At 69.1% G+C, this 15,853-nt stretch carries 9 protein-coding genes; 3 read left to right on the top strand and 6 right to left on the bottom strand.

Features of this window, described 5'->3' with window-relative positions:
• Positions 1 to 23: 23 nt before the first annotated feature.
• Positions 24 to 875, bottom strand: coding sequence for a cytochrome c oxidase subunit II (coxB, locus tag ACQQ2N_RS09430; RefSeq protein ID WP_440225736.1), 852 nt, complete (start codon positions 873 to 875; stop codon positions 24 to 26).
• 327 nt (positions 876 to 1,202) lie between these two features.
• Between coxB and putA the strand changes: the two genes are divergently transcribed.
• The 3 genes from putA to ACQQ2N_RS09415 all read left to right on the top strand — a co-directional run bounded on the left by putA (position 1,203) and on the right by ACQQ2N_RS09415 (position 5,826).
• A complete protein-coding gene (gene putA, locus ACQQ2N_RS09425; RefSeq protein WP_440225460.1) occupies positions 1,203 to 4,385 on the top strand; it encodes a bifunctional proline dehydrogenase/L-glutamate gamma-semialdehyde dehydrogenase PutA in 3,183 nt (1,060 codons plus the stop codon).
• Positions 4,386 to 4,389: 4 nt separating this feature from the next.
• On the top strand, positions 4,390 to 5,136 hold the full coding sequence (locus tag ACQQ2N_RS09420) for a hypothetical protein (RefSeq protein ID WP_440225459.1): 747 nt from the start codon (positions 4,390 to 4,392) through the stop codon (positions 5,134 to 5,136).
• Between the two features lie 210 nt (positions 5,137 to 5,346).
• Positions 5,347 to 5,826 (top strand): hypothetical protein, encoded by a 480-nt coding sequence (locus ACQQ2N_RS09415; RefSeq protein ID WP_440225458.1) that lies wholly within the window; start codon positions 5,347 to 5,349, stop codon positions 5,824 to 5,826.
• 216 nt (positions 5,827 to 6,042) lie between these two features.
• On the opposite strand, the gene ACQQ2N_RS09410 is transcribed toward ACQQ2N_RS09415, so the two are convergent.
• The 5 genes from ACQQ2N_RS09410 to ACQQ2N_RS09390 form a co-directional block, all read right to left on the bottom strand.
• A complete protein-coding gene (locus tag ACQQ2N_RS09410; RefSeq protein WP_440225457.1) occupies positions 6,043 to 7,224 on the bottom strand; it encodes a glutathionylspermidine synthase family protein in 1,182 nt (393 codons plus the stop codon).
• Complete coding sequence (locus tag ACQQ2N_RS09405) at positions 7,224 to 7,754, bottom strand: DUF1190 domain-containing protein (RefSeq protein ID WP_440225456.1); 531 nt, start codon at positions 7,752 to 7,754, stop codon at positions 7,224 to 7,226. The genes ACQQ2N_RS09410 and ACQQ2N_RS09405 overlap by 1 nt, the downstream gene beginning before the upstream one ends.
• Positions 7,755 to 7,965: 211 nt before the next feature.
• Positions 7,966 to 9,294, bottom strand: coding sequence for an OmpP1/FadL family transporter (locus ACQQ2N_RS09400; RefSeq protein ID WP_440225455.1), 1,329 nt, complete (start codon positions 9,292 to 9,294; stop codon positions 7,966 to 7,968).
• Positions 9,295 to 9,406: 112 nt separating this feature from the next.
• The gene (locus ACQQ2N_RS09395; protein ID WP_440225454.1) at positions 9,407 to 12,535 is read right to left on the bottom strand and encodes an efflux RND transporter permease subunit; all 3,129 of its coding nucleotides are present in this window, start codon (positions 12,533 to 12,535) and stop codon (positions 9,407 to 9,409) included.
• Between the two features lie 43 nt (positions 12,536 to 12,578).
• The gene (locus ACQQ2N_RS09390; RefSeq protein WP_440225453.1) at positions 12,579 to 15,815 is read right to left on the bottom strand and encodes an efflux RND transporter permease subunit; all 3,237 of its coding nucleotides are present in this window, start codon (positions 15,813 to 15,815) and stop codon (positions 12,579 to 12,581) included.
• Between the last annotated feature and the right edge of the window lie 38 nt (positions 15,816 to 15,853).

The following is a 15,853-nucleotide window of genomic DNA, read 5'->3' as shown; positions in this document are numbered from 1 at the left end:
CACCTCAATTGCGGATTCGGGATTCAGCCCTGCGGGGCCGACGACGGAACGATGGTCTGGGCGGTGGCCGGCGCGGCGGGGGAGGACTGCTCGCCCAGCCACTGCTCGAACTCGGCCTTCGGCACGACCTTGACGACGATCGGCATGAAGCCGTGGTCCTTGCCGCACAGCTCCGCACACTGGCCGCGGTACACGCCGGGCTCGTCGACCTTGGTCCAGGCCGAATTGATGATCCCGGGGATGGCGTCCTGCTTCCAGCCCAGCGACGGCACCCACCACGCGTGGATCACGTCGTCGGCGGTGACGACGAAGCGCACCTTGACGCCGGCCGGCAGCACGAGCGGGCGATCCACGTCGAGCAGGTAGCTCGCGTACTCGCCGTCCTTGACCGAGGTCGGGTCGATGCCCGAGCCGAGCTGGCGCACGCGGTTGGAATCGTGCTTGAGCGTCGACATGAAATTGACCGGCGTGGCCTGGCCGAAGTAGTCCACGTACTCGTAGCGCCACTTCCACTGGTAGCCGGTGATCTTGATCGTCATCTCGGATTCCGAGGTGTCGGCCATGCGCAGCAGCAGGGCCGTCGCCGGCCAGGCGGCGCCGATCAGGATGAGGATCGGGATGACCGTCCAGGCCACCTCGAGCTTGGTGCTGTGGCTCCACGTCTGCGCGACCGCGCCGCGCGATTTGCGGAAGCGGAACATCGCCACGAACATGACGCCGAACACGACGATGCCGATGACCACGCAGATCCACAGCATGACCATGTGGATGTCGTGGACGTCGCGGGCCGTCTCGGTGACGCCCCTGGTCATGTTGAGCTGCCAACGCTCGGGGTTGGCGGCCTGCGCGGCGCTGGCCAGCAGGCCCGAAACCATCAGGGTCGACACGCCGAGCACGCGGCGGATTCGCGAGGTCCCTACTGACGTCATTGCCATCACCTTGGAATACGGAAACATTCGGATCGTGCGCCGGAGGACCGGTCGTCACGACACGCAACCCTGGGTACCCACACGCCGCGCTCGACCCCTCGCGGCGCCCGCTGTCCGTCAAAACAACAGGCGTGGAACCGCCGAATGATAGTGGACGCCCCGAGCCAGCGGCAACAACGGCCTCCCCCCGCCCGGACCGCTCTGGGTCAATGTGCCGCAGCGCGTGCTTGGCCGCCATCGGGCCCCTCACTACACTAGCCGACCTGCGGCACCGTGCCGCCCCGCCAGCCCGCGAGAACGCATCCCGTGAGCGACATCCTGAGCCCCGAACTGCCCGGCCCGGCCGAGCCTGCGCGCGCGCGCATCACCGCCGCCTGGCTGCGCGACGAGACCGAGGCCGTCAACGAACTGCTGGCCCAGGCCAGCCTGCCGCCCGCCGAGCGCGAGCTCGTGCTGGCCCGCGCCGCCGAACTCGTCGCGCGCGTGCGCGCCAAGGCCTCCGACCAGAGTGCCGTCGAGTCGTTCATGCGCGAGTACGACCTCTCCAGCGAGGAAGGCGTGCTGCTCATGTGCGTGGCCGAGGCGCTGCTGCGCATCCCCGACGCCGAGACCGCCGACAAGCTGATCCGCGACAAGCTCGGCGACGCCGACTGGAAGAAGCACGTCGGCGCCAGCGAGTCGCTGTTCGTGAACGCCTCGACCTGGGGCCTCATGCTGACCGGCCGCCTCGTCAGCCTCGCCGAGGAGACCCGCAGCAATTTCACGGGTGCGCTCAAGCGCCTCGTCGGCCGTGCCGGCGAGCCGGTGATCCGCCTCGCGGTGCGCCAGGCCATGCGCATCATGGGCCACCAGTTCGTCATGGGCCGCACGATCGAGGAGGCGCAGGACCGTTCCGAGGGCAAGGAGCACCGCGTCTACCGGTATTCCTACGACATGCTCGGCGAGGCCGCGCTGACCGCGCGCGACGCCGAGCGCTACCTGCAGGCCTACCGCGACGCGATCGCCTCGCTGGGCCGCCGCGGCCCGTGGACCGACGTGCTCGAGGCACCGTCGATCTCGGTCAAGCTGTCGGCGATCCATCCGCGCTACGACGTCGCCAACCGTGCCCGCGTGCTCGCCGAACTGACCCCGCGCGTGCTCGAGCTCGCGCAGCTGGCGAAGGCCAACGCGATCGGCATGACCGTCGATGCCGAGGAGGCCGACCGCCTCGAGCTCTCGCTCGACGTGATCGGCGCGGTGTTCGCGGATCCGTCGCTCGAAGGCTGGAACGGCTTCGGCCTCGCCGTGCAGGCCTACCAGAAGCGCGCGCCGTTCGTGATCGACTGGCTCGCCGAGACCGCGCGCAAGGCCGGCCGCCGCTGGTGCGTGCGCCTGGTCAAGGGCGCGTACTGGGATTCCGAGGTCAAGCGCGCGCAGGAGAACGGCCTCGCGGGCTACCCGGTGTACACGCGCAAGCCGAATACCGACGTCTCCTACCTCGCCTGTGCACGGCAGATGTTCGAGGCCGGCGCGAGCCTGATCTACCCGCAGTTCGCGACCCACAACGCGCACACGATCGCGGCGATCCACCACTACGCCAAGGGCCGCCCTTACGAGCACCAGCGCCTGCACGGCATGGGCGCGGACCTGTACGCCGAGGTCATCGGCGAGCGCAACCTCGGCGTGCCGTGCCGCGTCTACGCGCCGGTCGGCAGCCACGAGGACCTGCTGCCCTACCTCGTGCGCCGCCTGCTCGAGAACGGCGCCAACACGAGCTTCGTCAACCGTGTCGTCGACGAGGACGTGTCGATCCGCGACCTCGTCGCCGATCCCTGCGAGCTCGTGCGCCACCTCGACCAGAAGCCGCATCCCCGCATCCCCCAGCCGATCGCCTTGTTCGGCGAACAACGGAAGAATTCCATGGGCGCCAACCTCGCCAACGACATCGACCTGCGCACCCTCGCCGACAGCGTCAACGCGGCGCGCCGACCGTGGAGCGCCGCTCCGCTCGTGCCGGGTGCGAAGTCCACGAACGAAGCCAAGGCCGTGACCGATCCGGCCGACCGCCGCCGCACGATCGGCGAGTACGTCGCCGCCGACGCCGCGACGATCGAGAAGGCGCTCGCCAATGCCGTCGCCGCGCAGCCCGGCTGGGATGCACTGCCCGCCGCGAGCCGCGCGAAGATCCTCGAACATGCCGCCGATCTTCTCGAGACGCGCCGCGCCGAGTTCATCGCGATGGCCGTGCGCGAGGCCGGCAAGACCATCCCGGCCGCGATCGCCGAGGTGCGCGAGGCGGCCGATTTCCTGCGCTACTACGCGGCGCTCGCGCGCAAGCTGTTCGGCCAGCCCGAGATCCTGCCGGGCCCGACCGGCGAGTCGAACCAGCTGTTCCTGCACGGCCGTGGCGTGTTCGTCTGCATCAGCCCGTGGAACTTCCCGCTCGCCATCTTCATGGGCCAGGTCGTCGCCGCGCTCGCCGCCGGCAACAGCGTGCTGGCCAAGCCGGCCGAGCAGACCACGCTGATCGGCCACGCCGCCGTGAAGCTGCTGCACGAAGCCGGCGTGCCCGAGGACGTGCTGCAGTTCATCCCGGGCAAGGGCTCGATGATCGGCAACCTGCTGCTCACGCGTCCCGAGATCGCCGGCGTGTGCTTCACGGGTTCGACCGAGACCGCATGGACGATCAACCGCACGCTGGCCGCGCGCGACTCGTCGATCGCCGCGCTGATCGCCGAGACCGGCGGCCAGAACGCGCTGATCGCCGACTCCTCGGCGCTGCCCGAGCAGCTCGTCAAGGACGTCGTCGCCTCCGCATTCGATTCGGCCGGCCAGCGCTGCTCGGCCGCGCGCGTGCTGTTCGTGCAGGAGGACATCGCCGACAAGGTGAAGACGATGCTCGCCGGCGCGATGGCCGAGCTCACGATCGGCGATCCGGGCCTGCTCTCGACCGACGTCGGCCCGGTCATCGACGAGGCGTCGCACCGCATCCTCGTCGAGCACGCCGAGCGCATGGAGCGCGAGGCCACGCGCATCGGCGAGGTCGCGCTCGGCGCGAGCACCGAGCACGGCACGTTCTTCGCGCCGCGCGCCTACGAGATCCCGTCGCTGGCCACGCTCAAGCGCGAAGTGTTCGGCCCCGTCCTGCACCTCGTGCGCTGGAAGGCCAGCGAGCTCGACAAGGTCATCGACGCGATCAACGCGACCGGCTACGGCCTCACGCTCGGCATCCACAGCCGCATCGACGACACGATCGACCACATCGTGCGCCGCGCCAAGGTCGGCAACTGCTACGTCAACCGCAACCAGATCGGCGCGGTGGTCGGCGTGCAGCCGTTCGGCGGGGAGAACCTCTCGGGCACCGGCCCGAAGGCCGGCGGCCCGCACTACCTCGTGCGCTTCGCGACCGAGCGCACCGTCACCGTCAACACGACCGCCGCGGGCGGCAACGCCTCGCTGCTGACGCTCGGCGAGTAAGCGCATGGCCGGGGCGGCCACGCTGCCCTGGCTGCTGCTGCCCGGCCTCGACGGTGGCGGCACGCTGTTCGCAAACCTCGTGGCGGCACGCGACGACGCCGCCACGACGATCGTGCGGTATCCCGATCATCCCGATACCGACCTCGACGCCTGCGTCGCCGAGGTCGAACGCCAGCGCCCGCGCAGCGGCGCGTTCGTCGCGGTCGCGGAGTCGTTCTCGGGCCCGGTCGCGCTGCGCTGGGCGCGCACGGCACCCGACGGTCTCGCCGCACTCGTGCTCGTCGCGAGCTTCCACGCCTCGCCGCATCCGCTGCTGCCGCTCGCGTGCGCACTGATCGGCATCGCCGCGTCGCCGCGCATGCGCACGCTCGCCACGCACGATGCGGTGCTGCGCGCGCTCTGCCTCGGCAGCGGGGCGACGCCCGCCGACCTCGCCACCCTGCGCGCCGCGATCCTCGCGATGCCGACGGCCGTGCTCCGGTCGCGCCTGCGCCTGCTGCGCGATCTCGACGAGAGCACCGACAGCCTTCCATCGGATCTGCCGATCCTCTGCCTGCGCCCGACGCACGACCGGCTCGTGTTTCGCCATCACATGGACGGTGCGCTCTACGGTGCGCACCACGACGTGCGGGAGATCGATGGTCCGCACTTCCTGCTGCAGGCGCGTGCGAAGGCTTGCGCCGACGCCATCGAGGGCTGGCTCAACGGCCTGCCGTACGCCTCGACGACATTCGGCGGCACGCGTCGCTGACGCGTCGAACGCGCTGTGGACGACGCATCCACGCGTCCGCGGCCGGACACGCGAACGTCCGCGAAAAGCGTCCGCTGGCGATGCATGACTTCCGGACTAGCAACCCAAGTGCTTGTCCCTGCATCTGATTTCCCGAAGACCACGTCCGGGTACGCGCTGGCACGGTGCTTGCGATACCTCCCCTGCACAACCGGTCTTCAGGAGAACATCATGACCTTCCGCACCTCCACGATCCGCATCGCAGGCCTGGCCGCCGTGCTCGCCTGCGCCACCGCAAGCGCCCACGCGTCCGATGCCGCGTTCTCGGTCGAGGCGCGTGCCCCGCTGCAGGCGACGCTGATGCCGACCATGAGCATCGTCGCCGATGCGAACGATCCCTCGCGCGAACCGACCTGGAGCGTCGCGAACACGGCGCCGCTCGCCGTCACGCTGATGCCGACCGTCACCGTCACCGCGCAGGCCGAGACGCTGCCGACGACGCTGCTGCCGGTCGTGTCGGTGAGCGCCGATGCCGACCTGCTCGCGACCACGACGCTGCCGACCGTGCGCGTGATCGCACACGCCGAGCCCGCGAAGGTCGACTCGAATGCCGCGCGTTTCGTGTCGGTCGCGCAGGTCAGCGAGGAGACGCGTCGCGAAGCCTCGCGCGGCAGCCTGCTGCCGCCGTCGCTGGAGCTGTCGCCGCGTTGATCGATGGCGTCGACCCGTGAGGGTCGACGCATGCGATGGGACGACGGAATCCGCGCGGGTTCCGTCGTCACTCCGCAGGATGTTCCCGCACGAAGCTGCAATGTTCTGGTTGCAAGGCGATGCCGGATGAGACGAGGCTTCAGCCTCGCCCTTCCACCGCACCCTCATCCGGCCCTTCGGGCCACCTTCTCCCGGAGGGAGAAGGGAGAAAAAAGCTCACGCCTCGAGCACGCCGCCGTCTTCCTCGAGGATCACGTGCGGGACGAAACGTGCGCCGTCGCGCGTGATCGCGGAGGCGTCCTCGCGCACGCCGAGGCCGCAGGCGCGGTCGCCGACGACCCAGCTGCCGAGCAGTGCATGGCGACCGTCGTGCGCGGCGAGTGCGTGGAACTGCTGGCGCACGAACGGTCCGCCGTAGGGCCCCGTCGACGTGAGGTGCTCGCCGTGCGGCAGGTGCATCTGGATGTTCGCGCCCTCGCGCGAGTGCAGCGGCTTGCGCACCCAGCCGGGCGGCAGCGCGTCTCGGCCGTCGTCGAAGAACGCGGGCAGCAGGTTCGGATGGCCACGGTGGCGATCCCACAGCAGCGGCAGGATGCCCTTGTTGCTGAGCACGGCCTTCCACGGCGGCTCGATGAGCAGCGTGCCCGCGTTCGGCAGGTGCGCGCCGAACGGCTCGCGGAACAGGTCCTCGAGCGGATACAGCTTGAACAGCGTGCCGATCACGTTGTCGTCGAGGTCGGTGTAGCGCTGGTCGGCGGTCAGGCCGATGTCCTCGATCGCGATCGAGCCGCATTCGATGCCGGCCTGCACCGCGCAGTCGCGCAGGTAGTCGATCGTGCCCTGGTCCTCGGCCGAGTTGCGCACGGCCGCGAACAGGAACGGACGCGGCAGCCGGCGCGCGATCGCACCGAAGGCCTCGACGAGGCTCTCGTAGATCGAGTTGTACTGGTCGGCCGCGGCCGGCAGGCGACCCGAGGACTGCTGGTCGTCGAGCCACTGCCACTGGAAGAACGCCGACTCGAACAGCGAGGTCGGCGTGTCGTAGTTGAGCTCGAGCAGCTTGGCCGGGCCGTGGCCGTCCCAGGCGAAATCCATGCGCCCGTACAGGTGCGGGTCGCCGTTCTTCCAGCTGCGCGCGATCCAGTCCCAGAACGGCTCGGGGATGTCGAGCTCGCGCATGCGCGCCTCGCTCGCGACGATGTCGCCGACGAGGTCGAGCGCCATGCCGTGCAGTTCCTCGGTCGGCGCCTCGAGGCCTTCCTCGATCTCGCGCATCGTGAACGCGTAGCAGGCGCTCTCGTCCCAGTACGGCTCGCCGTCGATCGTGTGGAACACGAACCCGCTGTCGGCCGCACGCGCGCGCCAGTTGACGCGCTCGGGCATCGCGAGTCGACGCATCAGGTCGCCGCGCCGCGATCGCCGCTGCGGTCGCCGAAGCCGCCACGCGACGCGGTCGGCTTGCGGTCGGGCTGCTGCGAGACCGGCGCCATCGCCGTGGCGGCACCGGGACGGTAGACACCACCGGCACCGGCACCCGGCGCGGGGCGCTGCCAGTTGCCGTTGCGGTCCTTGAAAGCCGGGCTGCTCGTGAAGCCGGCGGTCTGGCCGCCGCGCAGCATCTGGCCGAGCAGGAAGCCCGTCATGAGCGGCATGAAATAGGACTGGCTGCCGGCCTGGCGTGCCTCGCACTGGCCTTCGCCGTGCGCGGCGACGCATTCCTCGCGCGACGCGTAGCGCGGCGCGGTCGCTTCGGCTTCCTGCTTGGCGTTCTTGAACGCCTCGCCGCAGGTGTAGCTGTCATTGGTCTGCGCGACGCAGGATTCCAGCGAGGTGTAGAGACCCTCGACTTCCGACTCCTTGCTGCACGCAGCGAGGAACAACGGCGCGGTGCCCATGACGAGCAGGGCGACGGTGCGGGAACGCTTCATGGGATTCCTCCTTCCTGGGCCCCCAAGCGTGCCTTGTTTGGCGTGACAAGGGAACCTCGCGGCCGAGTCGGGCGAGCCGGCGTGACGCGATCGACACTCGCGACGTGGACTCGCGCACGCGTCGCCCATCTCGATGGCGCCGCCTGCACGAGCGCGCCGCACAACGTTGCAACGTCCGCCGCCCTCCGCACGGGAGGGCGGCGGAGCGGGCTCAGAACCGGAACTGCCCCGACACGGCGAGCAGATTGCCGTAGTTCTCGTAGCGCGCGACGACGTGATCACCGGTCTCGCCACGCACGTCGACGTGCGAATCGTTCACGAACAGGTGCGCGTAGCCGACGTCGAAGCGCATCGCGTCGCTCGGCGCGTAACCGAGGCCGAGCGCGACCCAGCGGCGTGTCGCATCGGGCACGCGCGGGGAGCGCGTGCCTTCGTAGGTCGGCGAACCGTCGACCGCGAGGCCACCGCGCAGCACCAGCGCGTCGCTGAGCTTGTACTCGGCGCCGACCGAGCCGAACGTCGAGTTACGCCAGCGGAAGATCTCGCTGCTGTCGGGCTGGGCCGGGTTGTCGAACGTGACCGTGAGGTCCTTGAACGTCGACCAGCGCGTCCAGCCGTAGGTCGCGCCGTAGCTCAGGCGCTCGTCGTGGGTGTGCCACCAGCTCAGCTCGGCGAACGCCGGCGTCGTGAAGTCGGCGTTGCCGCCGGTGCTCTGGAAGGTCGGCCCGAGCAGCGGCGCGATCGCCTGCGGCACCGTGAACGTCGCATCGCCCTGGATCTCGTGGTCGATCTTGGAGTGGTAGTTGAGGCCGATGCGGTCGCGGTCGGTCGGCTTCCACAGCAGGCCGAGCTGCCAGCCATACCCCCAGTCGTCACCCTCGATGCGCACCTTGCCGTCGGCCGCCTGCGGCAGCACCGCGCCGCCGGTCGGACCGGCGAGGATCGCGCCGAAATCGATCGCCTTGGAAAGATCGGCACTCGTGTGCTGCGCGATCACGCTGCCGCCGATCGAGAAGCTGTCGCTGAGCCTGTACGACGCCGAGAACGTGGTCGCGATCGACTGCAGCTCGGACTTGAGCGCGTGGTAGCGGCCGACCCAGCCCGCGTCGTATTCGGACACGAATCCATACGGCGCACTCACGCCGACGCCGAACGCCCAGCGCTCGCCGACCGGCGTCGCGTAATACATCGCAGGCACCGGCTTGGTCGCACCGGCATCCTGGCGATTGCTGCCCGTGAGCGGCCGACCGAGCGCGTCGGTTCCTTCGCCATGAAACTTCATGCTGACGTTGATGCCGGTGAGATCGGCCTGGAAGCCGGCCCGCTCGAGCTCCGACATCGCCGCGGGATTGTTGACGACGACGGCGTAGTCGCCGGGTGCCGCGCCGTTGCCGGCGAACGCGCGGCCGAGGCCTTGCGCGCTGTTTTCCTTGAGCTGGAATGCGCTCGCCATCGCGTCACCCGCACCGAGCGCGGCGACGACGGCGACGGAAAGCGCGAGCGGCGCGTGACGCGCACGCGGGAAGTGACCAGATGCCATGACGATTCCTCGAGAAGATCGACCGCGCGCGACGCGTCGTCGCAGGGCCGGTGAAGGGATGGTGCCGCCATCACGGCGGACGGGGATTAATCCCCGATGACTCGCGGCAGCCTCACGATGCGGCGCGGGCCAGCGCACGCGCCTCGCGACGCGCGCGACGCTTCTCGCGGCGACGCAGGGCGATGCGCGCGAACACGAGGTATAGCGCCGGTGTCGACAGCAGCGTCAGCGTCTGCGACACGAGCAGACCGCCGATCATCGCGACGCCGAGTGGCTGGCGCAGCTCGGAACCGACGCCGAAGCCGATCGCGAGCGGCACCGCGCCGAGGATCGCGACCATCGAGGTCATGATGATCGGACGGAAGCGCACGAGACAGGCCTCGCGGATCGCCTCGAACGGCGTCGCGCCGGCGCGCTCCGCACTGAGCGCGAAGTCGACCATCATGATCGCGTTCTTCTTGACGATGCCGATCAGCAGCACGATCGCGATGATCGAGATCAGCGTAAGCTCGGTATCGGTCGCGATCATCGCGAGCAGGCAGCCCATGCCGGCCGACGGCAGTGTGGACAAGATCGTGACCGGATGGATCAGGCTCTCGTAGAGGATGCCGAGCACGAGGTAGACCGCGATGATCGCCGCGATGAGCAGGAAGCCCTGGCTCGACTGCTGCTGCTGGAAGCGGCGCAGCTCGCCACCGAACTCGCCGCTGATGCTGCCCGGCATGCGCAGGTTGCGCATGGTCTGGTCGATCAGCGGGATGACCTGGTCCATGCTGACGTCCTTCGCCATGTTGAAGGTGAGGTCGAACACGGGGAACTGGAAGTCGTGCTGGATCGTCAGCGGCGCACGGCTCGGCTCGATGCGCGTGAGCGCGTCGAGCGGCACCATCGCGCCGCTGTTGGCGCGCACGTAGAGGCGCTTGAGCGTGTCGATGCCGGGCGTCTCGCCGGTGATCGCATTGAGGACGACACGGTACTGGTTGAGGTCGGAGTAGATCGTCGAGATCTGGCGCTGGCCGAACGCGTTGTAGAGCACGCTCGAGATCGCGCCGATCGACACGCCGAGGCGCGCCGCGGTGTCGCGATCGATGACGAGGTTCTGTTCGATGCCGCCGTCGTCGAGGGAGGTGCCGACGCTGGTCAGCTGCGGCAGCTTCTTCATCTCGTCGGCGAGGCGCGGCCCCCACTCGAGCAGCTCCTGGTAGTTGCTGCCCTTGAGCGAATAGCTGAACTGGGAGTCGCCGCCGCGCGGTCCGCCGCCACCACCGCCGAGATCCTGCACGCTGCGCAGGCGCAGCTGGATGCCGGCGATGTCGGACGTCTTCTTCGTGAGGCGGTCCATGACCGCGAACGTCGACTCCTCGCGGCCGTCGCCGAGCGGCTTGAGGTTGATGAAGAGCTGGCCGCGGTTGGCACTCGCATTCGGACCGCCGCCGCTGCCGAGCGACGAACCCACGCTGACCACGGCCGGATCGGCCATGACGACGTCGGCAACGGTGCGCTGCAGGGTCACCATCGTCTCGTACGACACGGTCGCGCTCGCGACCGTCGTGCCCTGCATCATGCCGGTGTCCTGCTGCGGCACCGAGCCGAACCGGAGGAACGTGGTCAACCAGACGGTCACGATGATGAGCAGCAGCGGCTGCAGGCTCATGAAGCGCGGATGGCGCAGCGACCAGTCGAGCGCGCTGCGGTAACCGGCGAGCATGCCCGCGTGCATCGCGTCGATGCGCCTGCCGAGCCAGGTCGGCGGGCGCTCCTCGTGCGGCTGCAGGTAGCGGCCGCACAGCGCAGCTGTCAGCGTCAGCGACACGATGGCCGACATCGCGATCGCGGCCGAGATCGTCACCGCGAACGAGTGCAGGAACATGCCGATGAAGCCGCCCATGAACAGCAGCGGCAGGAACACCGCGATCAGCGACGCGGTGATCGAGACGATCGTGAAGCCGATCTCCTTCGCGCCATCGAGCGCGGCCTGCAGGCGCGGCTTGCCCATGTCCATGTGGCGCACGATGTTCTCGATCACGACGATCGCATCGTCGACGACGAAGCCGATCGAGATCACGAGCGCCATCAGCGTGAGGTTGTCGAGCGTGAAGCCGAACGCGTACATGACGATGAACGCGCTGGCCAGCGACAGCGGTACCGACAGGCCCGCGATCACGGTCGGGGCGACGCGGCGCAGGAACAGCAGCATCGTCATGATGACGAGCGCGACGCTGATCAGCAGCGTGATCTGCACTTCCATGACCGAGGCACGGATCGTCGCGGTGCGGTCGTTGAACGGCGTGAGCTCGACGCCCTCGGGCAGCCAGCTGCGCATGAGCGGCAGCTGGTCGTAGATGCTGTCGACGGTCTTGATGACGTTGGCGTCGGCCTGCTTGCTGATCACCATGAGGATCGCGCGCTCGCCGTTGAACCACGCGGCCTGGTTCTTGTTCTCCTGTCCGTCGCCGACCTCGGCGACGTCGCGCAGGCGGATCGGCACGCCGTCGCGCACGGCGATGACGATGTCGGCGAAATCGGCGCCGTCGCGCAGCGCGTCGTTCGCGGCGATCGTCATCATCGACTTCCCGTTGCTCAGGAAGCCCTGCGGCGAGGTCACGTTGGCGGCCGAGATCGCGTTGCGTACCTGGTCGGCGGAGAGGCCCATCGAGGACAGCTTGCGCAGGTCCACGTCGACGCGCACGGCCGGCGTCGCGCCGCCCGTGATGTTGACGTCGGCGACGCCGGGCAGCTGGCGCACGCGCTGCGAGAGCAGCGAATCGGCCATGTTGTAGAGGTCGGCCGTGGTGTGTGTCTTCGACGTCAGCGACAGCAGCAGCACGGGATCGTTGTTCGGGTTGGCCTTGCGGTAGATCGGCGCGGTGCGCAATCCGGCAGGCAGGTCGGCCATCGAGGCGTTGATCGCGGCCTGCACGTCGCGTGCGGCCGCATCGATATTCTTGTCGAGCTTGAAGAACAGGATCACCACGGCGGTGCCCTGGCGGCTGTTCGAACTCATCTGGTCGACGCCCGACACGCGCCCCATGTGGCGCTCGAGCGGCGCGGCGACCGTCGAGGCCATGTTCTCGGCATCGGCGCCGGGCTGGTTGGCGACGACGAAGATGACCGGGAACTCGATGTTCGGCAGCGCGGCCACGCCGAGCTGGAAGTAGGCGATGAGGCCGCCCACGAATACGCCGAGCGCGAGCAGGATCGTGCCGATCGGACGACGGATGAACGGCGCGGCGATGTTCACGGACGCACCCCGCCCGGACGCGCGACCCTGGGCGACGGCGTGATCACGCCACCCTCCCCGCGTGCGCGAGCGCGCGGCGCTCGCGGCGCGCCTTCAGCCAGTCCGACACGCGTTCCATGTAGAGGTACAGCACGGGCGTCGTGTACAGCGTGATGAGCTGCGACAGCAGCAGGCCGCCGACGATCGACACGCCGAGCGGGCGGCGCAGCTCCGAGCCGATGCCGGTGCCGAGCGCGAGCGGCAGCGCGCCGAACAGCGCCGCCGCCGTGGTCATGAGGATCGGCCGGAAGCGCAGCAGCGCGGCGCGGCGGATCGCGTCGTGCGCGGCCATGCCCTCGCGCTGCGCGTCGATCGCGAAGTCGATCATCATGATCGCGTTCTTCTTGACGATGCCGATCAGCAGGATGATGCCGACGATGCCGTCGATCGACAGGCTGAAGCCGCACACGGCGAGCGCGAGCAGCGCGCCGACACCGGCCGGCGGCAGCGTCGAGATGATCGTGATCGGGTGGATGTAGCTCTCGTAGAGCACGCCGAGCACGATGTAGATGACGATCAGCGAGGCGAGGATCAGCAGCACCTCGTCGGTCATCGAGGCCGAGAACTGCGCAGCCTTTCCGATGAAGTTGCCGCGCACCTGCGGCGGCATGCCGATCGTGCCTTCGATGTCCTCGATCGCGCGCACCGCGTCGGACAGCGAGTAGCCCGGTGCGAGGTTGAACGAAATCGTCACCGCGGGCAGCTGGTTCTGGTGGCTGATCACGAGCGGCGCGTTGATCACCTTGGCCTCGACCAGGGACGCCATCGGGATCGTGCCGCCGCCGCCGAGCGAGATGCCCGTGTTGCCCTGCGCACCGATGCCGCTCGGCGTGGCCGAGTTGCTCGAGGTGACCTGGCCGAGTGTCGTCGCGTTGCTGCCGGTCAGCGCGCCGTTGCCGCTGCCGCGCACGGCGAGGCGGTTGAGCAGGTCGGCGCTCGTGCGGTACTGCGGATCGACCTCGAGTACGACGCGGTACTGGTTGATCTGGGTGAAGATCGTCGAGATCTGGCGCTGGCCGAACGCCGAGTACAGCGTGTCGTCGATGGTCTGGATCGGCACGCCGAGGCGGCTGGCCTGGTCGCGATTGATCGTGAGCTGCAGCTGCAGGCCGTTCGCGGCGAGGTTGTTGTCGACGTCGGCGAGTTCGGGGCGCTGCTGCAGCGCCGCCGTCATCTTCTCGGCGAACGCGTTGAGCTCCTCGGCGTTCACGTCGGTGAGCGCGTACTGGTATTCGGTCGGCGCGATGCGGTTGTCGAGCGCGATGTCCTGCACGGGCTTGAGGAACAGCGCGATGCCCGGGATGTCGGCCGCCGTGCGCTGCAGGCGCGGCAGCACCTCGGCGAGCCCGCCGCGCTCGGCGCGCGGCTTGAGCACGATGCTGAGCTGGCCCTGGTTGAGGGTCGGATTGATCGAGCCTGCGCCGATGAACGCGGCGACGCCGCTGACCGCTGGATCGGCGCGCAGGGCCTCGGCGACGCGCTGCGTGCGCTCGAGCATCGCCTCGAATGCGATCGTCTCGTCGGCCTGCACGACGCCGGTGACCATGCCGGTGTCCTGGTCGGGCAGCAGGCCCTTGGGCATGAGCACGAACAGCGCGACGGTCAGCGCGACCGTCGCGGTCAGCACGAGCATGGTCAGCGCGCGGTGCTCGAACACCCAGTCGAGGCTGCGCGCGTAGGCGTGCACGAGACGATCCCACCACGTCGCACCGCGCTTGGGCGGATGCGTATGGTCGTCCTCGGCATCTTCCTTGGGCGCGTTCTCGCGGCGCAGCAGGTAGGCGCACATCATCGGCGTCAGCGTCAGCGACACCACCATCGACAGCGCGACCGCGATCGACAGCACGACCGCGAACTCCTTGAACAGGCGTCCCGTCACGCCGGGCATCAGCAGCAGCGGCAGGAACACCGCGATCAGCGACACGGTCAGCGACAGCACGGTGAAGCCGATCTCGCGCGCGCCCTCCTCGGCGGCTTCCTTCGGCGAGCGCCCCTTCTCGAGGTAGCGCACGATGTTCTCGATCATGACGATCGCGTCGTCGACGACGAAGCCGGTCGCGACGGTCAGCGCCATCAGCGAGAGGTTGTCGAGCGAGAAGCTCGCGAACGCCATGAGCGCGAACGTGCCCATGATCGACAGCGGCACCGCGACGCTCGGGATCACGGTCGCCCACAGGCGACGCAGGAACACGAAGATCACCGCGATGACGAGGCACACGGTCAGCATGAGCGTGAACTCGACGTCCTCGACCGAGGCGCGGATCGTCACGGTGCGGTCGGCGAACACGTCCAGGTGCACGTTGGCCGGCAGCACCTGGCGCAGCTCGGGCAGCATCGCCTTGATCGCGTCGACGGTCTGCACGATGTTCGCGCCGGGCTGGCGGCGCACGTCGAGCAACACGGCCGGCTTGCCGTTGGCCCATGCCGCGAGCTGGTCGTTCTCGACACCGTCGACGACGCGCGCGACGTCGCCGAGGCGCACGGGCGCGCCGCCCTTGTAGCTCACGATCGTGCTGCGGTATTCGTCGGCGCTCGAGATCTGGTCGTTCGCGCCGATCGTGAACGACTGCGCGGCGCCGTCGATCGTGCCCTTGGGGCCGTTGACGTTGGCCTGCGTGAGCGCGGAGCGCACGTCCTCGATCGTGAGGCCCTGGTTGGCGATCGCGGCCGGATCGACCTGGATGCGCACGGCCGGGCGCACGTTGCCGGCGATGCTGACGAGGCCGACGCCGGCGACTTGCGAGAGCTTCTGCGACAGGATCGAATCGGCGTAGTTGTTGACCTCGCGCAGCGGCAGCGCGTCAGACTGCATGACCAGGGTCAGGATCGGCGCATCGGCCGGATTGACCTTGTTGTAGACAGGCGGGTACGGCAGGTTGTTCGGCAGCGTGCCGCGCGCGGCATTGATCGCCGACTGCACGTCCTGCGCGGCCGCGTCGATGTCGCGGTCCATCGCGAACGTGAGCAGGATCGTCGACAGGCCGGCCGACGAATCCGAGGTCATCACCGACAGGCCCGAGATCTGGCCGAACTGGCGCTCGAGCGGCGTCGTGACGAGCGCCGCCATCGTCGTCGGGCTCGCGCCCGGGTATTGCGTGGTGACCTGGATCGACGGCGCGTCGATGTCCGGCAGCGCCGACACCGGCAACTGGCGGTAGCCGATGAAGCCGAGCAGCAGCAGGCCCGCCATGAGCAGCGAGGTCGCGACCGGGCGGCGGATGAACAGAGTGGAGAAGCCCACGGGTCAGGATTCCTGCTGGAGCGTGGCGCCGCGGCGGT

It is taken from the genome of Dokdonella aquatica, assembly GCF_051987395.1.
Lineage (GTDB): Bacteria > Pseudomonadota > Gammaproteobacteria > Xanthomonadales > Rhodanobacteraceae > Dokdonella.
This window is presented reverse-complemented; position numbering and strand designations above follow the sequence as displayed.

Excerpts from the sequence above, each read along its gene's own strand:
- coxB (WP_440225736.1), bottom strand. The coding sequence starts at position 875 with ATGGTTTCGGGCCTGCTGGCCAGCGCCGCGCAGGCCGCCAACCCCGAG.
- ACQQ2N_RS09420 (WP_440225459.1), top strand. The coding sequence starts at position 4,390 with ATGGCCGGGGCGGCCACGCTGCCCTGGCTGCTGCTGCCCGGCCTCGAC.
- ACQQ2N_RS09415 (WP_440225458.1), top strand. The coding sequence starts at position 5,347 with ATGACCTTCCGCACCTCCACGATCCGCATCGCAGGCCTGGCCGCCGTG.
- ACQQ2N_RS09410 (WP_440225457.1), bottom strand. The coding sequence starts at position 7,224 with ATGCGTCGACTCGCGATGCCCGAGCGCGTCAACTGGCGCGCGCGTGCG.
- ACQQ2N_RS09405 (WP_440225456.1), bottom strand. The coding sequence starts at position 7,754 with ATGAAGCGTTCCCGCACCGTCGCCCTGCTCGTCATGGGCACCGCGCCG.
- ACQQ2N_RS09400 (WP_440225455.1), bottom strand. The coding sequence starts at position 9,294 with ATGGCATCTGGTCACTTCCCGCGTGCGCGTCACGCGCCGCTCGCGCTT.